The sequence below is a fragment of the Rhizobium leguminosarum genome (assembly GCF_019798305.1).
Classification (GTDB): Bacteria; Pseudomonadota; Alphaproteobacteria; order Rhizobiales; family Rhizobiaceae; genus Rhizobium; species Rhizobium leguminosarum_U.
The window spans coordinates 85541-105595 of record NZ_JAAXDD010000011.1; the positions used below are offsets into that span (position 1 = coordinate 85541).

General features: G+C 61.5%; 18 protein-coding genes. 10 read left to right on the forward strand and 8 right to left on the reverse strand.

Annotated features, from left to right (window positions below; translation table 11 throughout):
- Window positions 1-197: 197 nt before the first annotated feature.
- The 3 genes from HFO99_RS20285 to HFO99_RS20295 form a co-directional block, all read right to left on the reverse strand.
- Window positions 198-1478: a CmpA/NrtA family ABC transporter substrate-binding protein gene (locus tag HFO99_RS20285; protein WP_222363188.1), complete on the reverse strand. Its 1281-nt coding sequence runs from the start codon at window positions 1476-1478 to the stop codon at window positions 198-200.
- Between the two features lie 34 nt (window positions 1479-1512).
- A complete protein-coding gene (locus HFO99_RS20290) occupies window positions 1513-2100 on the reverse strand; it encodes an ANTAR domain-containing response regulator (protein WP_032982374.1) in 588 nt (195 codons plus the stop codon).
- Window positions 2101-2184: 84 nt separating this feature from the next.
- Window positions 2185-3189 carry a LacI family DNA-binding transcriptional regulator gene (locus tag HFO99_RS20295; protein WP_222363189.1) on the reverse strand — a complete coding sequence of 335 codons (1005 nt, stop codon included), beginning with the start codon at window positions 3187-3189 and terminating at the stop codon, window positions 2185-2187.
- A gap of 228 nt (window positions 3190-3417) precedes the next feature.
- Here HFO99_RS20295 and HFO99_RS20300 point away from each other — a divergent pair, with 228 nt between their 5' ends.
- From HFO99_RS20300 to HFO99_RS20335, 8 genes are all read left to right on the forward strand, one after another.
- Entirely contained in the window at window positions 3418-4557 is a 1140-nt protein-coding gene (locus HFO99_RS20300) for a sugar ABC transporter substrate-binding protein (protein WP_162118437.1), read from the forward strand.
- Window positions 4558-4634: 77 nt separating this feature from the next.
- Complete coding sequence (locus HFO99_RS20305) at window positions 4635-6173, forward strand: sugar ABC transporter ATP-binding protein (RefSeq protein WP_222252833.1); 1539 nt, start codon at window positions 4635-4637, stop codon at window positions 6171-6173.
- Window positions 6170-7165 (forward strand): ABC transporter permease, encoded by a 996-nt coding sequence (locus HFO99_RS20310; protein ID WP_222363190.1) that lies wholly within the window; start codon window positions 6170-6172, stop codon window positions 7163-7165. The genes HFO99_RS20305 and HFO99_RS20310 overlap by 4 nt, the downstream gene beginning before the upstream one ends.
- The gene (locus tag HFO99_RS20315) at window positions 7162-8145 is read left to right on the forward strand and encodes an ABC transporter permease (protein ID WP_222363191.1); all 984 of its coding nucleotides are present in this window, start codon (window positions 7162-7164) and stop codon (window positions 8143-8145) included. The genes HFO99_RS20310 and HFO99_RS20315 overlap by 4 nt, the downstream gene beginning before the upstream one ends.
- Window positions 8146-8263: 118 nt before the next feature.
- On the forward strand, window positions 8264-10093 hold the full coding sequence (locus HFO99_RS20320; protein WP_222363192.1) for a TRAP transporter large permease subunit: 1830 nt from the start codon (window positions 8264-8266) through the stop codon (window positions 10091-10093).
- A gap of 16 nt (window positions 10094-10109) precedes the next feature.
- Window positions 10110-11108 (forward strand): TRAP transporter substrate-binding protein, encoded by a 999-nt coding sequence (locus HFO99_RS20325; protein ID WP_222252829.1) that lies wholly within the window; start codon window positions 10110-10112, stop codon window positions 11106-11108.
- 38 nt (window positions 11109-11146) lie between these two features.
- On the forward strand, window positions 11147-11347 hold the full coding sequence (locus tag HFO99_RS20330) for a hypothetical protein (protein ID WP_222302537.1): 201 nt from the start codon (window positions 11147-11149) through the stop codon (window positions 11345-11347).
- Window positions 11348-11396: 49 nt separating this feature from the next.
- Entirely contained in the window at window positions 11397-12056 is a 660-nt protein-coding gene (locus HFO99_RS20335; protein ID WP_017964008.1) for a peroxiredoxin, read from the forward strand.
- A gap of 55 nt (window positions 12057-12111) precedes the next feature.
- Here HFO99_RS20335 and HFO99_RS20340 read toward each other — a convergent pair whose 3' ends face one another.
- Window positions 12112-12894 (reverse strand): gamma-glutamyl-gamma-aminobutyrate hydrolase family protein, encoded by a 783-nt coding sequence (locus tag HFO99_RS20340; RefSeq protein WP_222363193.1) that lies wholly within the window; start codon window positions 12892-12894, stop codon window positions 12112-12114.
- A 244-nt stretch (window positions 12895-13138) separates the two neighbouring features.
- On the reverse strand, window positions 13139-13861 hold the full coding sequence (locus tag HFO99_RS20345) for a glutathione binding-like protein (RefSeq protein ID WP_222363194.1): 723 nt from the start codon (window positions 13859-13861) through the stop codon (window positions 13139-13141).
- Window positions 13862-14056: 195 nt separating this feature from the next.
- Here HFO99_RS20345 and HFO99_RS20350 point away from each other — a divergent pair, with 195 nt between their 5' ends.
- Together HFO99_RS20350 and HFO99_RS20355 are read left to right on the forward strand one after the other, a co-directional pair.
- Window positions 14057-15040, forward strand: a complete 984-nt coding sequence (locus tag HFO99_RS20350) for a lytic transglycosylase domain-containing protein (RefSeq protein WP_222363195.1) — start codon at window positions 14057-14059, stop codon at window positions 15038-15040.
- Between the two features lie 94 nt (window positions 15041-15134).
- Complete coding sequence (locus HFO99_RS20355; RefSeq protein ID WP_222363196.1) at window positions 15135-16088, forward strand: NAD-dependent epimerase/dehydratase family protein; 954 nt, start codon at window positions 15135-15137, stop codon at window positions 16086-16088.
- An 83-nt stretch (window positions 16089-16171) separates the two neighbouring features.
- Here the strand turns inward: HFO99_RS20355 and HFO99_RS20360 are convergent, their stop codons facing one another.
- The 3 genes from HFO99_RS20360 to HFO99_RS20370 all read right to left on the reverse strand — a co-directional run bounded on the left by HFO99_RS20360 (window position 16172) and on the right by HFO99_RS20370 (window position 20049).
- Window positions 16172-17437: a glycerate kinase gene (locus HFO99_RS20360; RefSeq protein WP_222363197.1), complete on the reverse strand. Its 1266-nt coding sequence runs from the start codon at window positions 17435-17437 to the stop codon at window positions 16172-16174.
- A gap of 138 nt (window positions 17438-17575) precedes the next feature.
- Entirely contained in the window at window positions 17576-18973 is a 1398-nt protein-coding gene (locus HFO99_RS20365) for a dipeptidase (RefSeq protein WP_222363198.1), read from the reverse strand.
- 17 nt (window positions 18974-18990) lie between these two features.
- Window positions 18991-20049 (reverse strand): ABC transporter ATP-binding protein, encoded by a 1059-nt coding sequence (locus HFO99_RS20370; protein ID WP_222302308.1) that lies wholly within the window; start codon window positions 20047-20049, stop codon window positions 18991-18993.
- Window positions 20050-20055 lie beyond the last annotated feature (6 nt).

The following is a 20055-nucleotide window of genomic DNA, read 5'->3' on the forward strand; positions in this document are numbered from 1 at the left end:
ATTGACCGGTGCAATAAAGACGATGCAAGCTGCGTGCCAGTTTGGTGTCCGTCATGCAAACTACTGAATATAAATGACGTTTTCTGAAATGTGCCGGCTGCTTGTTTTTCAGGCCGCCACCCAATCATGCAAATATTTTGTGCGCTTGTCGTGAGGCAGGCAGATGCGTGCTGGCGTTTTGTGCAGGCCGGCATCGGTTATACCTCGTCGCTACAATCGAAGGGGAGGGCGCTTTTGACGGCAAAACCTGCGACATAGTCCGGCAGCCTCGCGGGGTCGAAGACGTGACCGTCCATGAAATGGTCGCCATCGTCACTGCCTTCGATGCGGATGTCGGCATCTTCGGGTGCGTTGTCGTCACCCAGAGCCGTGCGATAGAGATCCGGGCGGTAGGCGGATGCTGCGGCCCTTGCCATGTTAAGGCTGACCTCGGCCTGTCCCCAGCGGATCATCTGGCTGTAAATCCACAGCGCATGGCTTGGCCGGGGATAATTGGCGAAGCCGGAATGGAACATGAAATAATCGGTGATGATGCGGCGGTTACCTTTTGCGTCGAGGCTGAATTCGCCGGCGACCACACGGCGAATAATCTCGACGGGGGCAGCGATATAGCGCGGGTCGGCAAGAGCTGCCGCCAACGCGTCGTGATTTTCCGGCCGGTCGCACCAGCGCGCTGCCGCGTCGAGGGCCACGATCAGTCGGGAAACGGTTTCCGGATGGCTTTCCGCCCAGTCCGGCCGCATGCCGATTACCTTTTCCGGTGCCGACGGCCAGATGTCCTGCTTGGCGGCGACGATGCGGCCGACGCCGCGCTCCGAAGCGACCATGTTCCACGGCGCACCAACGCAGAAACCGTCGATCGCACCGGCTGCCAGAGCATCCGAAGTCATGGGCGGCGGCACCACGACAAGCTTGACGTCCTTGTCGGGATCGATGCCGCCGGCTGCCAGCCAGTAGCGGAATTCGTAATTGTGCGAGGAGAAGGGATAGGTGACCCCGAAAGTCGGCAGCGGCTCGCCGCGCGCCCTCATTGCCGCCAATGTTTTTGCCAGGGCGCGGGCATTGTCGAGCGCGCTTGCCGTTTCCTGCAATCCCGCCTCATCCCGCATCCTGTCGAAGAGCCGCGTCGACAGCGTGATCGCATTGCCGCCGCGCCCCAGCGAAAACGGCGTGATCGTCGGCGAGGGATTGGAGCCGAGACCGAGCATGGAGGCCACCGGCATCGGCGACAGCATGTGGGCAATGTCGAACTGGCGGAATGCCAGGCGGTCGCGCACATTCGCCCAGGAGACGTCCTTGACGAGATCGAGCGTCAGGCCTTCCTTCCGCGCGAAGCCGAATTCCGCCGCTGCAATCAGCACCGATGCATCGACGAGCGGAATGAAGCCGGCCCGCAGTACTCTCGGCCCTTCGTTGTTCACCCGCACGGGCGAGGGCATGTCGCCGCCGGAGTTGGAGGTCGTTGTTATCATATCCACTCCGGTTTCCTCCGGAAATTCATCAGGTCGGCCATTACATCAACAGCCCCGCGGCAGTGACGACGCTCTGGGCGATTTCCGACATCTTCTTCTTTTCGTTCATCGCTGTCTGGCGCAGCAGGGCGAAAGCCTCTTCCTCCGACAGACCGCGCATCTTCATCAATATGCCCTTGGCGCGCTCGATGAGCTTGCGTTCCTCGAGCGCGGAGCGGGCATCGGCAAGCTCCCGCCGTAGCCGGTTGAAGGCATTGAAACGGCTGACGGCCATGTCGAGGATTGGTTTGACGCGTTCCTTCTTCAATCCGTCGACGATATAGGCCGAGACCCCGGCATCCACGGCAGCCTCGATCGAGGCCGTGTCGGAGCGATCGACAAACATGGCGATCGGGCGGCTGACCGTGCGCGTCAGCTGGAACAGATGCTCCATCATGTCGCGGTTTGGATTCTCGATATCGATGATGATCACGTCGGGCATCAGCGTTTCGATGATTCGCGCGATGCCGTTGACCTCGTGGACCACGGTGACGCGCACATGCCCTGCCTCGCGCAGTCCTTCTTCGATGATGGAGGCGCGTATGGCATTTTCGTCGATCACCAGAATTGTCAGATCGAGATGCGTCATGATTATAATCATGACGCAGCGCAGCAAATTTGGCAAGCCGACAGCCTGAAAAATGTGCAAAAACTAAGTATGCATAAAATATGATCAGATTGCCGTGCTTTCGCGCAGAATCAAGGCAAAGCCGAGGTCGATCTGCTCGGCCCTCGATACCACGGAGGAATTCAAAGCGGCAAGCACCCTTTCGGCCGCGAGTTTTCCGGTTTCGAAACGCCGAGTCGCGATCGAGGAGAGGGAGGGTGCGGCGCAGGCGGCGAATTCCAGATCGTGAAATCCGATGATCGAGATGTCATCGGGCACACGGATGCCGCGTTTGCGGCATTCCTGCATGGCGCCGAGCGCCAGATTGTCGTCAGTGCAGAAGATCGCCTCCGGCACGTCGCCACGTTCATGCGTCATGGCGAAGAGGTCGGAGCCGACTACCACGGAGCTATGGCGGGGCTTCTCGGCGATGATCTCCAGATTCGGCAGCTCCGCCTCCTGCATCGCCAGCCGGTATCCGTCGAAACGCGACTGGGCGCGGTGGTCGAGATTGCCGGTCAGGAAGGCGATCCGGCGGAAACCCCGTTCGATCAGGTGCTGCGTCGCCGTTTGCCCGGCATGCTCCTGCGACATGCCGATGTTGAGGTCGATCGGGTTTGGAGAGAGCTCGAAGGTCTCGACAACGGGCAGACGAGCCTGGGCGAGAAGCTGACGTGAGAGCGGCGTGTGATGAGTGCCGGCGATGATGATCGCCTCCACCCTTTGCCCGAGTAATGCCTTGATGGCGTTTTCCTCCTCGATCTCGGAATAGCGGCTGTTGACGACGATCACCTGGAAGCCGGCGGCGACCAGCACCTCGTGAAGCGCAAACAGATATTCCGCGAAGATAACGTTGTAGAGGGTCGGAACGATGACGCCGATCGCATGCGTGCGCGAGGAGGCGAGGCGGCTCGCGGCAATATTCGGCACATAGCCGAGTTCCTTGACGGCGGCATCGACGCGCAGCCGCAGGCCTGGCGAGACCGCATCGGGCTTGCGCAGCACCCTCGAAACTGTGATCGGGCTGACGCCGGCAAGATTTGCCACGTCATCAAGTGTTATCCGCCGCATGCAAGTCCCGCTTTTCGTCACAGAATATTGATTCTCATATTCTTTAAAAATAGAGAACAGTTGCTCATTGATGTTGTTGACAGCGCTAGCAGATACGATTTGACAGCGCTGTCAACTATGTTAACCTAAAATTGTACCGGAAAGGGATGGGGTGGAGCCTTCCGGGACCAAGTATGCAAATCAAAGCATAGGAGAGGCGGCTAGGTCCGCCTGAGGAGGAGAACATTCATGTTTAAGGTGAAAGAAGCCAAATTGGCTCGCATTGCCGCGTTTTCCGTGTCCGCGCTTGCGCTGCTCTGCGGCGCGGCCAGCGCGGAACCGAAGGTCGTGTCCGGCCCAGCCGCCGAGCCCGGCTGCATGGTGCCGTGGGCCGCCGACACACAGTTCCTGCAATATCCAAAGAAGGACGGCCCCTATCGCATCGCGCTCGCCAACGGTTACATCGCCAATACCTGGCGAATCCAGATGGTGCAGACAGCCAAGGCCTATGCCGCCCAGCCCGACGTCGCAGCCAAGCTGAAGGAGTTCAAGGTCGTCTCGACAGGCGAGGATGTGCCGGCGCAGATTTCCGCCATCAACAACTTCATCGATGCCGGTTATGATGCCATCGTCGTCAATGCGCAGAACCCGACCGCTTTCGGGCCGGTGATCAAGCGCGCCAAGGAGGCCGGTGTAATTCTCGTCGCCTTCGACAACATCCTCGATACCAAGGACGCGATCAACGTCAACGTCGACCAGAAGGGTCTCGGCGTCCTCTGGGCCGACTGGCTGGTGAAACATCTGCCGAGCGGCGGCAAGGTGCTGGAAGTGCGTGGCGTCGCCGGTACGTCGGTCGATACGGATCGCCACAATGGCATCCACGAAACCCTGGACGCCTCGGGCAAGAAGTTCACGGTAACCGAGGTCGTCGGAAAATGGGATGACGGTGTTGCCCAGAAGGCGACGGCTGACGCGATCGCCACCAACGGCCCGTTCGATGGCATCACTGCGCAGGGCGGCGATACCGGCGTCGTGCAGGCGATGATCGATGCCAAGCATCCCTTCGTGCCCTTCGGCGGTGAGACGGAAAATGGCTTCCGCAAATTCTGCGCTGCCCATGCCGCCGACGGCCTGAAGTGCTCGTCCGCCGGCACTGGCCCGGCCCAGGTCGCCGTCGCCATCAAGACGGCGATCGCAGCACTCGAGGGTCAGGTCGTGCCGCAGGCCGTCAAGCTGCCGACCGCGATTGTTTCGGATCCGGATTTCAAGGAAGGCGAGGATTACTATCCCACCCAGTCCGACAACTTCTTCGTTGGCAATTCCTTCCCCACCTGCGGCATCAATTTCAGCGCTCAGGAAATCATGGGGCAGTCCAAAGAGAACCAATAGCAGCCGTCCTCCGGATCTGATTGCGGGTGTTCGCACCCGCAATCTCGAAGGTGATAGACCGAATGGAGGCTGGACGCATGACCTTGTCCGAACCGCTTTTCCGCACGGAAGGCATATCGAAACGCTATGGCGGTGCTGTCGCGCTTAAGGATGCCGATATCGCCATCCGGCCGGGAGCGATCCATGCCGTCCTTGGCGAGAACGGCGCCGGCAAATCGACGCTGATCAAGATCATGGCGGGCGTCGTGGCGCCAGATGAAGGACGCATGCTGCTCGACGGCAAGGAGATCGCCTTCGCCTCGCCGGCCGCCGCCAATGCGGCGGGCATCGTCTGCGTCTTCCAGGAGCTTTCGCTGATCCCAGACCTCTCCGTCGCCGACAACATCGTCATCAGCAATCCGCCGCTGAGATTCGGCATGATAGACCGGCGCCGGCAACGGCGGATCGCCGAGGAAGCGCTGGCGCGGGCCGGTGCCTCCGACATTCATCCGTCCGCCTTGGTCAAGGATCTACCCCTGTCCCGGCGGCAGATGGTCGAGATCGCCAAGGCGCTTGCCCGCAAGCCACGGCTGATGATCCTCGACGAGGCGACCTCGGCGCTGACGCAATCGGATGTCGAAAAGGTCTTTGCCGTATTGAAGCGCCTGCGCGCCGAGGGAATGGCGCTGATCTACATCTCCCACCGCATGCACGAAATTGCCCAGCTGGCGGATGAGTGCACGGTCTTCCGCAACGGCCGCAGCATCGAATCCTATCCGGCCGGCACGAAGACCGACCAGCAGGTGGTTGAACTGATGATCGGCCGCGAATACAGCAATGTCTTTCCGCCGAAACCGGCCCATCGCGGAGAGGAAAAACCGGTCCTTTCCTGCCTCGACCTTTCCTGGGGTGACCGGCTTTCTGGCATCACTTTCGATATCAGGCCCGGCGAGATCATCGGCGTCGGGGGGCTCGACGGGCAGGGACAGCGCGAATTGCTGCTGGCCCTCTTCGGCGTGCTGCGCGACGTGAAGGGCGAAGTCGCGATCGACGGCAGGCCGGTGACGCTGAAAAGCCCCCGTCATGCCAAGTCCGGCGGCATATCCATGGCGCTGATCCCCGAGGACCGGAAGACCGAGGGGCTGATGCTGCCGATGACGGTGCGCGAGAACCTGTCGATTGCAGCCCTTGACCGCGTCTCGCGCAATGGCGTCATCGATCGGGCGGCCGAACGACGCGAGATCGACGATTTGTTCAAGCTGTTGGCGATCAAGGCCGCGACGATCGACATGCCCGTTGCCGCACTATCCGGCGGTAACCAGCAGAAGGTGGTTATCGCCAAATGGCTGATGAACCGGCCGCGTATCATCCTGCTCAACGATCCGACGCGCGGCATCGACGTCGGCACCAAGCAGGAAATCTATCTGCTGCTGCACAAGCTTGCCGATGCGGGCGCGGCGATCATCTTCTATTCCACCGACTACGATGAACTGATCGGCTGCTGCGACCGCGTGCTCGTCATGTATGACGGCCGCATCATCCGCGAGCTCGAAGGCGCCGAGATCAACGAGCACGAACTGATCGGCGCAGCTCTCAACATCGCCGGCGACCACGTAGCGCAAAGGATTGCCCCATGAACAAGCATGCTTCCGGCGACCGGCGGTTCTGGTATGCGCAGCAGAAGGGAACGCTATTTGCAGCACTCCTCTTCGTCGCCATGTTCGCCCTCTACGTCTCGAACCACCCGGCGGGCTTCACGCCCAACGTCGTGCAGACGGCTTCGAACAAGGCGACGCTGCTCGCCTTCGTCGCCATGGCGCAGTGCTTGGTCGTCATCACCGCCGGCATCGATCTCTCAGCCGGCATGGTTCTTGTGCTCTGCAATTGCCTTGCATCCTGGCTTGTCGTTGGCACGCCGTTGCAAACCGGAGCGGGTGCCGTCGTCGTGCTGCTCGCAGGGCTCGGCTGCGGCATGCTGAACGGGCTCATCATCATCTTCGGCCGGCTGCAGCCTATCGTGGCCACGATCGCGACCAGCGCGATCTTCTACGGGCTGGCGCTCCTGCTGCGACCGACACCCGGCGGTTCTGTCAACGAGGATCTGGCCGATGCCTTCACCTCGAAACTCCTAGGGGTCGTTCCGGCAAGCCTCGTCGTGCTTCTCGCCGTGATTGTCGTCATCTGGGTGCCGTTCAGCCGCTCGGCGATCGGCAGGGCGGCCTATGCGGTGGGGTCGGCTGAGAACGCCGCCTATATGTCGGCAATGCCCGTCAAGCGGGCGAAATTGACAGCCTATGCGCTGGGCGGACTACTTTCGGCGATCGGCGGGCTCTATCTCACCTTTTTCTCCTACACCGGCGAAGCGGCGTTTGCGAGCGGCAACGCCTACACGCTCTATTCGATCGCGGCGGTGGTGCTCGGCGGCGTTTCCCTTGCGGGGGGCAAGGGAAGCGCCGTCGGCGCTGTCTTCGGAGCTTTGGCCTTTCGTACGATCGGCGACCTGCTCTTCGTCTTCGATTTCGATCCGCTTTGGCAGCCGCTGTTCCAGGGTGTGGTTTTGATGCTGGCGATCGGGATCGGCTGCATCGGTCTTTCCAGGGTCCGCAATCGATTGGAGTGGTTTCAATGAGCGAGGACGCATCCTCCATGCGGCAGCTTCGAATTCCCACGCGCCTGCGCGGCGTCGATCCGGCGGTGGCGACCGCCTTCGGATGCATCATCCTGCTTCTGCTCGCCGGATCGATCTATTCGCCGAATTTCCTGTCGCCGGATTATCTGCTGCAGCAGCTGAAGGTGGCCTCGTTCCTCGGCGTCATCGCCACCGGCATGATGGCAGTCATCCTGCTCGGCCAGATCGACCTGTCGGTGCCTTGGGTGGTGACGTCAGGCGCGATGATGGCCTGCGCCGCGACCGCTTACGGCACGACCGGCTCGGTTCTGGCGATCCCCTTCGGCATTTTCTGCGGCGCTGCGATCGGTCTCGTCAACGGCCTGGCGGTCGCCTATCTCCGCATTCCCTCGATGATCATCACGCTGGCGACCAATGCCGTCGCGCAAGGACTGATGGTCGTCTACACCGGCGGCTTCTCCCCGCAAGATTCGGCCTCGCCGGCCATGCGGTTCCTGGCCACCGGCTACACCATTCCGGGACTTCCGAACGGCGTTCTCGTCTGGCTCTGCGTCGGCTTGGCCGCGGTCTTCACGTTGACGCGCACGACCTTCGGCCGATCCCTTTACGCCATCGGAAACCGCGAGCGCGCCGCGTACATGTCCGGTATCGACACCCGCCGGATCACGCTTCTGGCCTTCGTCATCTCAGGAGGGTTGAGTGCGCTCGGCGGCGTTCTGTTGGCGGGTTATGCGTCGAAGGCATCGCAATCCATGGGCGACGCCTATCTGCTGCCGTCGATCGCGGCCGTCGTTCTCGGTGGCACGCATGTGCTCGGCGGCAAAGGTTCCTACCTCGGAACGGTGGCGGGCGTCATCCTGATCACGCTGCTGCAATCCATCCTCTCGGTAATGCAAATCGAGGAGGCCGGCCGCCAGCTCATCTACGGCGCCGTCATCATCGGCATGCTCCTGCTCTATGGCCGCCAGAAACCGGCCTGATCGGCCGTTGTCGATACTTTCATCTTTTCCAACATCCGCTGCTTGAGGAAACCTATCGTTTCGGCGAAAAGGAGCTGCCGCGGCTCGATGTTAGCAGGGAAGTCAGAAGGTACGTTTTGTGGCCACCAGCGAATTTCATCCGATCGAACGGACTGCTCTGGATAACGGACTTGCCGCGCGCGCCTTGAGAGCGATCGAAGCGGTTCTCGGCATTTCGGCGGCACTCGTTCTCGCGGTGCTGCTCGTCATGGTGCTCGTCACCGTCTGCCTGCGTTATTTCTTCAGCGCCGGCTTCATCGGCGCCGAGGATCTCGGTATCTGGCTGCATGTGGGTCTGATCGCGCTCGGCGCGCCGCTCAGCCTGAACAGCGCGCTTGCCATGCGCCTCGACGTCTTCGTCAAGATGCTGCCGGAAAGCCTGCAGAAGGTGACGCCGATCGGCGCCGATGTGTTCACCGTGCTTTCGGCGCTGATCCTGAGCTTCGGCGGTAGCGAGATCATGACGATGCTTGGCGGCGTCTCGCCGACGCTCGGCGTGCCGGAATGGATCCGTTTCGGCTTCCTCGGCGCCGGCGGCGCGCTGATCCTCGTCGTGCTGCTTCTGCAACGCATCGCTGAAGGCAGGATCCTGCCGGTTTTGCTCTCGCTTGCCGTCGGTGTCGCGCTCTATGCCGGCATTCCGCATGTCGCGCTCGATCTCGACAGGCCGCCGAGCATTTTTCTCGGACTGATCGCCGCGGTCGGCCTCGTGCTTGCTGCGCCGCTGCCGCACGCTTTTCTTGCCGCAGCCTATGTCGTCATCGCCTTCGGCAGCAGCCTGCCGGAGCCGGCGATCGTTTCCGCGACCGTCACCGGCATCTCGAAATTCCTGCTGCTCGCCATCCCCTTCTTCCTGCTCGCCGGCGGGCTGCTGACGGCCTCCGGAGTCGCCAACCAGCTCGTGCGCTTCGCCGCCGCCATGATCGGTCATCGCCGGGCCGGGTTGGCGCAGACGACTCTGCTCACCAGCGTTCTCTTTTCCGGCGCCTCCGGCTCTTCGGTCGCAAATGCCGCTTTCGGCGCATCGACCTTCCAGCCCGAGCTGGTCAAACACGGCTACCGGCCGGCGCAGGCAGCGGCGATCATCGCCTCGACATCGGTTCTCGACAATGTCATCCCGCCGTCGATCGCCTTTCTCATTCTTGCGACGGCCAGCAATCTTTCCGTCGGCTCGCTGCTCGTCGGCGGCTTCTTTGCTGGCGGGTTGATGGCCATATGCCTGGCGGTCGCAATCCATCTGACGGTCAGCGAACAGGTGCCATTGCCACGCGCAAATGCGAAACAGCGCTGGCAATCGGCGGTCCAGGCGATCCCGGCTTTCGGGCTCGGCATCATCGTCGTCGTCGGCATCCGCATCGGCATCGTCACCACCACGGAAGCCGCAGCACTTGCTGCTTTCTACACGTTGCTGCTCGGCATCAGTGCGCGCCTTGGCATTCTCTCGCTCTATGCCGCCTTTCGCCAGGCGGCCGTTGAAGCGGCGGCGATCGGTCTCCTCATCGGCACGGCCGGCCCCTTTGCCTTCCTGCTGGCGGTCGACGACGTGTCGGGGCTGATCTCGCATCTGACGACGGCGTTCGGCGGCAGTGCGCTTGCGGTCATCCTGCTGTCGAACGTCATCCTGCTGGTGGTCGGCCTGGTTCTCGATATCGGCGCCGCGATCCTGCTCTTCGGTCCGATCCTGCTGCCAGCAGCGGTTGCCGCCGGCATCGATCCCATCCAATTCGGCGTGATCATCGTCGTCAACCTGATGATCCACGGGCTGACGCCGCCGCTCGGCATGCTGATCTTCGTCGTCAGCGGCGTCACGCGCATTCCTGCCTCGGAGCTCTTTCGGGCGGTGGTTCCCTATCTGCTCGCTCTCCTGGTCTCGCTCGCAATCCTCTGCGCCTGGGCCATCATCTTCTAATCAACAGGACAACCCCATGGACAATCTCAACCGACGCAATTTCCTGAAGACGACAGCTCTCGCCGGAACGGCGCTTGCAGCGCCCGCCTTCGTCCGCACGGCTGCCGCCCGCACGACGACGATCACGATTGCTTCGCTGCTCGGCGACGACAAGCCGGAGACGAAGATCTGGGTGAAGATCGGCGAACTGGTCGAAGCGAAGCTTCCCGGCCAGTTCAAGTTCAATATCGTCAGGAATGGTGCGCTCGGCGGCGAGAAGGAAGTGGCCGAAGGCGTGCGTCTCGGTTCCATCCAGGCCAGTCTTTCGACGGTCTCCTCGCTTTCCGGCTGGGCGCCGGAAGTGCAGATCCTCGATCTGCCTTTTCTCTTCCGCGATGCCGACCATGTTCGCAAGACCGTCGGTGGCGATGTCGGCGCCGATCTTAAGCAGAAACTGCAGGCGCAGAATTTCGTCGTCGGCGATTTCATCAATTACGGCGCCCGCCATCTCCTGACCAAGGAACCGGTGACGCGGCCGGAGCAGCTCAAGGGCAAGCGCATCCGTGTCATCCAGAGCCCGCTGCACACCAAGCTCTGGAGCGCATTCGGCACGACGCCGATCGGCATTCCGATCACCGAGACTTATAATGCGCTCGCAACTGGCGTCGCCGACGCGATGGACCTGACCAAATCGGCCTATGCCGGCTTCAAGCTCTACGAGGTCGTGCCAGACATGACGGAGACCGGCCACATCTGGGCATCAGGCGTCATCTATTATGCCTCGACCTTCTGGGCCGGCCTCGACGACGAGCAGAAGGCGGTGTTCCAGCAGGCTTCCAGCGAAGGGGCTGCCTATTTCAACCAGTTGATCGTCGACGACGAAGCCAAATCCGTCGAGACGGCGCTTGCCAACGGCGGAAAGCTTTTGAAGCCGGAAGCCTTCGACGAATGGCAGAAGGGCGCCCAGGGTGTGTGGGACGATTTCGCGCCTGTTGTCGGCGGCATCGACAGGATCAAATCGGTCCAGGCCGCTTGAGCGAGTGGGCGGTCCTCCTGCAGCTTGAACGAGACCTAATGGAAAAACCCTCGGTCTTGTCATCCCGCGGACTTGCCGGAAAAATAATGCCGGAGCAGGCCGGAAATCGAAAGAGCATGCCTTCGGTGATCGTGGTATATGACTTACTGAAAATTCTGGGATGGGACGTTTTTACCTTTAGCCGGCGCGATCCTGATGACTGCAATCTAGCAACCGTTTCCGGCGGACGGATCCCATGACCTCGATTGGGATGAACAACATTTAACACAAGGCTTTGGAGGGCCGACCATGAGTTTACGTATCAACGACATTGCCCCCGATTTCACTGCCGACACCACACAGGGACCGATCAGCTTCCATGATTGGATCGGCAACGGCTGGGCCGTATTGTTCTCGCATCCAAAGAATTTCACGCCGGTTTGCACGACCGAACTCGGCGCCATGGCCGGCCTTGCAGGAGAGTTTTCCAAGCGCGGCGCCAAGATCATCGGTATCTCCGTCGATCCTGTGGAAAGCCATGCCAAGTGGAAGAACGACATCAAGACCGCCACCGGCTTCGACGTCGAATATCCCTTGATCGGCGACAAGGACCTCAAGGTCGCCAAGCTCTACGACATGCTGCCGGCCGGCGCCGGCGAGAGCTCGGAAGGCCGCACGCCTGCCGACAACGCGACGGTGCGTTCGGTCTTCATCATCGGTCCCGATAAGAAGATCAAGCTGATCCTGACCTATCCAATGACGACGGGCCGCAATTTCAATGAAATCCTGCGCGCCATCGATTCCATCCAGCTGACGGCCAAGCACCAGGTGGCGACACCGGCGAACTGGAACCAGGGCGAGGACGTCATCATCACCGCCGCGGTTTCCAACGAAGACGCGATCACGCGTTTCGGCTCCTTCGATACGGTTCTGCCCTATCTCAGAAAGACCAAGCAGCCGACGGCCTGACGACTGCTTTCAAGCCATCCCCCAAGCCGCCGCGAAAGCACTTCGCGGCGGCTTTTTACTGATCAGACCAAGCGATGGCTTGATGGGCTCTCACCGCATCGCCGAATGCCTGAAACAGCGCACGATTAACAGGGTTGGTTTGCGGATCGTATTCGGCATGCCATTGTACACCCAGAGCAAATCCCGGCGCGTCCTTGAACCGTATCGCCTCGATCGTCCCGTCCTCGGCAATGCCTTCGGCAACGACCCTCTCGCCGAGCTCGAGGATGCCCTGTCCATGCAGGGAATTCACCCGGATCGTCTCCCGGCCGAGGATACGCGCAAACATCCCATCCGCAACGAGCTGAACGTCGTGTCGATCGCCGAAAACGATGGCAGGGTCGGGATGGATCTCACCGGTTTCCAGGCGCGGCATTCGGTGGTTCATGCGTCCGGGCAATTCCCGGATTTCGGGATGCAGCGAGCCTCCGGCGGCGACATTCATTTCCTGAAAACCGCGGCATATGCCGAAAACAGGAACGCCTTGCGCAACACAGGCTTCGATCAATGGCAGCGCCAGCCCGTCACGATCCTCATCATATGGCTCATGCTTGGGATCCGGCACCATGTTGAATCGGCTGGGATGGACATTGGCTCTGGCACCCGTCAGCAGAATGCCGTCGACGACAGCCAGCAGATCCGCGATATCGGCCAGTTTAGGATTGCCGGCAAACATCAGCGGTAACGCTTCGGCGACATCGGCCACGGCTCGCAAATTGTTTTCTCCGACAAGCTGGGTCGAGAAGCGGCTTTCGACGATGCGGGCGTTCCCGATGATGCCGATTACAGGTCTTGCCATTGCTTGTCACACCCCAAGTCGCAACGCCAGCTGCTACCCAAGCCGCCTGGCCCCTCGGGCAGGTGATTTGCAACGCCGTGAAACCGGAACCGGTCTCGGGCTGACTGCCGGCTCGGCTGTCACCATATGGTTATCCTTGGTCGTGATGCAGGTGCAAGAGCTTTTGCGACCGCCAAGGCAGATCCGTTAGCAGCCTGAACAAGGCGAAGCTCGGAGAAGCGAATTTCCTTGGCCGGGCCGGTGCTCAATCCGGGACGGGAAGGGCGCGCTGGTTGTAGAGGATCTTGCGGATGCGCGCCTGTTCCTCTTCGGAGAGCTTGCTGTTGTCGGTGCCGAGATCGGCGCCGACCGCAAGGCCGCGCTGGACGCCGGGCCTTGCGCCGATCTCCTCGAACCATCGCTTGAAATGCTTGAACTCGTCGATGTCCTGACCCTGTGCCTGCCAGTTGACGGTCCAGGGATAGCTGACGATGTCGGCGATGGTGAATTCGTCACCGGCAAGATAGCGCCGGTCGCGAAGCCGCATGTTGAGAACGCCGTAGAGGCGGTTGGCTTCGTCGGTGAAGCGCCGCACCGCATAGGACTGATCTCCTTCGCGATCGCCAAGGCGACGGAAATGACCGGCCTCGCCGAGTTTCGGCCCCTGGTTCGCCATCTGCCAGATCACCCATTGCGTGACCTCGTATTTGCCGCGCGGATCCTGCGGCCAGAATTTTCCGGTCTTCTCGGCGAGGTAGAAGAGGATCGCACCGGATTCGAAGACGCTCAACGGACCGCCGCCATCGGCAGGCGCGTGATCGACGATGGCAGGCATGCGGTGATTGGGGTTGAGTTTGAGATAATCAGGCTTGAACTGGTCGCCACGGCCGATATTGACCGGCACCAGCCGGTAGGGCGTGCCCGTTTCCTCCAGGAAGATTGAAACCTTCTTGCCGTTCGGCGTCGGCCAGTAGTGGAGATCAATCATCTGCTTATCCTCGTTCGCTCGGGATTTCCTGGCAAACAGGATGACGCTACGACCATGGCAGGTCGAATATGTTTGTTCCAAAATCGGTGGTGAAATTAGAAACCTGTGACCGCCCCCGGCACCAATTCGGGTGCAGGTATGGAAATGGGGGAAGCGTCGCGCCTTCATCAATGGTATCTAGAATCCAGCGTCGCGATGGAAGTTCGAACCCGCCGAGATCCGATGATACGTCGAAAGCGTCAGTCCGACATTGCGAGGAGATCGACGAAGGCCATGCTTTCGCTCTGTCTGCTGTTTCCCGCCGTGGACACAGTAAAGGCCCAGCCTGAGGGGAGCGCCGGGTCGCCGGCCTGCTTGTATTCGGGACCTTCGGCGGCGGGATCGGGTGAGACGCTCTGCATCCGGAAAGACAGTTTCAACTACGACCTTTGCGTCGCGATCGAGCATTTCGCCAGCGCCAATCAATTGCCAGCGGACTATTTCGCCCGTCTCATCTGGCGAGAAAGCACCTTTCGCCCCGATGCAGTCAGCTTCAAGGGAGCCCAGGGGATTGCGCAGTTCATGCCCGGAACGGCGAAACTGCGCGGTCTCGAAGACAGCTACCAGGTGTTGGAAGCGCTGCGGAAATCGGCGCAGTATCTCGACGAATTGCGCAATCGTTTCGGCAATCTCGGCCTTGCCGCCGCCGCCTATAATGCCGGTGAAAACGGCCTTGCCACTTACCTTGCGTCAGGCAGATTACCTTACGAGACGCGTGGCTACGTCATGGCGATCACCGCGCATACGGTCGAGGAATGGAAGGATAACCCACCAGAAGATGCGGCCGCCCCGCTCGACAAGGACAAGTCCTTCCTCGATGGCTGCGTGGCGCTTGCGGAGAGACGGACGTTGAAGGACACGCCCTGGCGTCAGGAGGGTGAATGGGCGCCCTGGGGCGTCCAGCTTGCGGCGAATGCGAATGTCGCGGTGGCCCGGCGTATGTTTCTCGATGCCGTGCAGGATCTGCCCGCGCCCCTGAATGCGGAGCAGCCGCTGATCTTGCGCCAGCGCGATCGCAGCTTCGGTTTTCGGCCGCGTTATGCTGCCCGCATCGGCCGGCAGACGCGCATGGAAGCCAACGACCTCTGCAGTCAGATCCGCAAACACGGCGGCACCTGTCTGGTTTTCAAGAATCGATAGCGGGGCTTTCCAGCTCCTTGATCACGAAAAGTCTGCTTGCAGGATCGCCTAAGCGCAGCATATTCAACACGGAAATGCCAAGGGAGGAACGATAATGCGGGTTTTGGTAATCGGAGCAACGGGCCATGTCGGAACCTATCTCGTTCCCCGTCTGGTGGAAGCCGGTCACGAGGTTGTCACGATCAGCCGCGGCACGGCAAAGCCTTATACGGCAAACCACGCCTGGGCTGCCGTCGATCAGCGTCAGATGGATCGGGCAGCCATGGAGCGGACGGGTGATTTCGGCCCGGCCGTGCGTGCATTGGAAGCCGACATCGTCATCGACATGATCTGCTTCACGCTGGAAAGTGCCGAGCATCTGGTGACGGCGCTGTCGGGGCATGTCGGTCACTTCCTGCATACCGGCACGATCTGGACGCATGGCCATTCGACGGTCGTACCCACGCTGGAGGAGACGCCGAAATTTCCCTTCGGCGACTACGGGACGCAGAAGGCGGCAATCGAAACCTATCTGCTGCAGCAGGCAAGGCTTCGCGGATTTCCGGCAACCATCATCCATCCCGGGCACATTGTCGGTCCCGGCTGGACGCCGCTCAATCCGGCCGGCAATTTCAACCTGCAGGTCTTTTCAACCCTTGCCCGCGGAGAGACCCTGGCGCTGCCCCATTTCGGCTTGGAGACCGTTCATCACGTCCATGCCGATGACGTGGCGGCGATGTTCATGGATGCGATCGCCAACTGGAATGCGTCGACCGGCGAAAGTTTCCACGCGGTTTCGGAGCAGGCGTTGACCCTTCGCGGTTATGCCGAATCCATGTCTCGCTGGTTCGGGCACGAGCCGCAGCTCAGCTTCGCCCCCTTCGACTCCTGGGCCGAAAGTCAGACGGCTGAGGATGCGAAGGCGACCTGGGAACATATCGCCCGCAGCCCGAATTGTTCGATCGCAAAAGCCGGACGCCTGCTCGGTTACACTCCGAGATACACCTCCCTGCAGGCGGTGCAGGAATCCGTGGGTTGGCTGGTCGGGCAGGGGCGGATCGAGACCTGATCCGCCAGCGCCGCCGGCGGCCGGCTGCTTTTGTTTACGCAATTCCGGACGGAAAACCGCTTCGCACTTTTCCTGAAATTGCTCTAACGGATCAGGATCGCCCTGAAATCATTGACATTGGTTCCGGTCGGGCCGGTTTCGAAGAGATCGCTGGTCGCCGCAAAGCCCGAATAGCTGTCATTGCCGTCGAGCAGCCGGCGCGGATCGAGCCCGGCGGCGCGCAAGCGCCTCACCGTGCCGCCATCCGCAAAGGCGCCGGCATTATCCTCCGAGCCGTCGATCCCGTCGGTGTCGGCAGCGAGGACATGAATACCCTCATGTCCGTCGATCGCAAGCGCCATGGCGAGCGCGAATTCGCCATTGCGTCCGCCCTTGCCGCCTTTGGCTCTCAGCGTCACCGTCGTTTCGCCGCCGGAAAGGATGACGACCGGCTTGGAAAACGGCCTGTTGCGGCCCAATACCTCGCGGGCAATCGCCGCATGCACCAGCGCCACGTCGCGCGATTCCCCCTCGATCGCATCGGAAAGGATCGCCGGCTCGATCCCCTGCGACTTCGCCAAGGCCGCGGCGGCCTCCAGCGAAACGCCGGCGGAGGCGATGATGTGATGCGCGTGCCGCAAGAAGACCGGATCGTCCGGCCGCGGTGCATCGGCCCTCGGCGAGTTCAGATGGTCGAGTGCTGCCTGCGGCAATTGCAATCCGTATTGCCTGACAATCTCGAGCGCATCGTGCCGTGTCGAACCATCAGGGACCGTCGGCCCGGAGGCGACATGGGCCGGGTTGTCGCCGGGAATGTCGGAGACGATCAGACTGACGACCCTCGCTTCGGTCGCTGCCGCAAGTCTGCCGCCCTTGATGGTGGAGAGATGCTTGCGCACGACATTCATCGCCGAAATCGGCGCGCCCGAGGCAAGCAGCATTTCGTTGAGCGCGATCTCGTCTTCAAGGGTCAGCCCGTCCGGTGGGGCGGGCAGCAGCGCCGAGCCGCCGCCGCAGATCAGCGCGATCACCAGATCGTCTTCCGTCAACCCGTTTACCGTCTCCGTCAGCCGCTTTGCGGCGGCAAGGCCAGCCGCATCCGGCACCGGATGTGCGGCCTCGATAATCTCGATGCCGCGTGTCTCGCAGCCATAGCCGTAACGGGTGACCACCACACCTGCGAGCGGTCCGTCCCAGACGCTTTCGAGCGCCCGCGCCATCTGCGCCGCGCCCTTGCCGGCGCCGATCACCACGGTCCTTCCCTTCGGCCTTTCCGGCAGATGCGCCTTGATGCCGGTCAGCGGATCGGCGGCGCGAACCGCCGCGTCGAACAGGCCTTTCAGGAAATCGCGGGGAGCGGTTATCGTCATCGGTGGTCTCTGCTGCCTCGGTATCGGTGGTGATGTGGGGCGCTTGCTGCACCATAGCCTACTGCATAATGCAGCAGTTCAAAGTGTTACAGCGCCCTTTGCGGCTCCCGAAAAGCCGCGCGGCGCGGTACACTCGCGTCAGTCGGCGAGGGCCGCCAGGATGCGGACCCAGGATCGTATGCCTTTATGAAAGCTGGAGAGATCGTATTTTTCGTTCGGGCTATGGACGCGGTTGTCAAAGCGGGCGAAGCCGACCAGCAGGGCATCGCATCCGAGCCGGCGTTTGAATTCCCCGATGATGGGGATCGAGCCTCCGGTGCCGGCAAGGGCCGCTTCGCATTGCCATTCTGACGAAAGCGCCTGAAGCGTTCTGGTGAGAAACGGACTGTCGATCGGCATGACCGTTGCCGGCGAAAGCCCGTAATCCCTGAAGCTGACCGAAGAATCCTGAGGGATACGTGCGCGCACGTGCCGCTGGAAGGCATCGCGGATCGCCTGGGGATCCTGTCCTTCCACCAGGCGAAACGAAATCTTGGCGCTTGCCTTCGCCGGAATGACCGTCTTGAAGCCTTCGCCTGTATAACCGCCGCTCATGCCGTTGATCTCGCAGCTCGGCCGCGCCCAGATCTGTTCGAGGACGGAACGGCCTGCCTCGCCGGCCGGATCTCTCAGGCCGATATCGCCGAGAAAGGCCTCCTCATCGAAGGGCAGCCTTTTCCACAGGGCCTTGATGGCGTCCGGGAGCTCTTTCACGCCATCATAAAAACCCTCGACCGCGACGCTGCCATCGGCGCGACGCAGGCTCGAAACCACGTCTGACAGCACCTGCAGTGGATTGCGCGCGGCATTGCCGAACATGCCGGAATGCAGGTCTTGATCGGCGCAGGTGACTTCGATTTCCGTACTAAAGATACCGCGCAGCATCGTCGTGACGGCAGGCGTTTCGCGATCCCACATATCCGTGTCGCAGACGAAAACCGCATCGGCCTTCAACTCGTCTGCCGTGGCATCCAGAAAGGGCGCGAGGCTCGGGCTGCCGGCCTCTTCCTCGCCTTCGAAAAGCACGCTTACCTGCACCGGCAGTTTTCCGGTGACGCTCTTCCAGGCGCGGCAGGCTTCGACGAAGGTCATCAATTGTCCCTTGTCGTCGGACGCGCCGCGCGCCACGATCGCGGTATCGCCGTTCGGCAAGGCTTCCATGCGCGGCTCGAACGGATCGCTCGTCCACAGCGCCAGCGGATCGACCGGCTGGACATCGTAATGGCCGTAAAACAGCAGATGCGGTCCGGATGCCGCCTTTTCATGGGCGACGACCATCGGATGGCCGGTCGTTTTGCGCACCGATGCTTCGAAGCCGATGGCAGCGAGATCGCGGCTCAGCCATTCGGCAGCAGTGCGGCAGTGATCGCGATAGGCCGGGTCGGTCGAGACGCTTGGAATGCGGATCAGCTCGAAAAGCCGCGCCAGGCTGCCATCGAGGCTTTTGTCCACATGGGCAAGAACGGCATCGATATCTTGGTCCATGGCACTAGTCATCGTCTCTCCTCAGCGTTTCAATCTTCCGGATCTAGGATGCAGCATTGCTCTGCTAGAGGCGTCAGCACCGCGGACGCTCCCGTTTCCAGCGGATCGGACAGCGCCCCATTGGCGGTGATCTCTCCCGCTGATGTCATGCATTTGTACTGATAGGCCCGGCCGAGATAGGTGCGCGTGCCGAGCACGGCCGCGATGCCATCGCCGTCACGGCTGACGGCAAGACCGTCTGCGCGGCAGGCCAGCACGAAGTCGTCCTTGATCGGCCCGAATGTGTCCTGCGACAGCTGCAGGCGGGCTCCGCCCGTCGTTTCGGCGGTTACAAGCGCGCCGTTGCGCGTGGTCACCTTCATGCGGATCAGGTTCTCGAATCCGACGAAGCGGGCGACGAAAGCGTTGGCCGGCTGGCGATACAGCACCTCAGGCGCGTCGAGCTGCATGATGCGCCCGGCATTCATGATCGCCACCCTGTCGGAGATCGAGAATGCCTCCTCCTGGTCGTGGGTGACGTAAAGCGATGTCGTGCCATTGGCGCGCTGGAGCTGCCTGATTTCGACGCGCATGTCGATTCTGAGCTTTGCATCCAGATTGGACAGCGGCTCGTCGAACATCAGAAGCGGCGGCTCGATGACCAGGGCCCGGGCGAGCGCCACACGCTGTTTCTGGCCGCCTGACAGAGCCGACGGCATGCGGTCGGCGAGGGCGGCAAGACCGACACGCTCCAGCATGGCCATCGTTCTTTTCGTCCGTTCCGGCAGGGGAATACGACGCTGCCTCAGGCCGAAGGCGACATTGTCCTGCACGCTCAGGTGAGGAAAAAGCGCGTAGTTCTGAAAGACCAGGCCGATGTCGCGCGCATGTGCGGGAAGGCCGGTCAGGTCGCGCTCGCCGAGCTTGATGCTGCCGCTGCTCGGCTGCAGAAAACCGGCCACGAGGCGCAATGTCGTCGTCTTGCCGCAGCCGCTGGAGCCGAGCAAGGAGACCAGTTCCCCGGCCATGATTGAGATCGACAGATCCTTGAGCACCTGCGTGCTGCCGTAATGGGCGGAGATGGAATCGATGGTGAGGGATACGGTCAAGAGCGT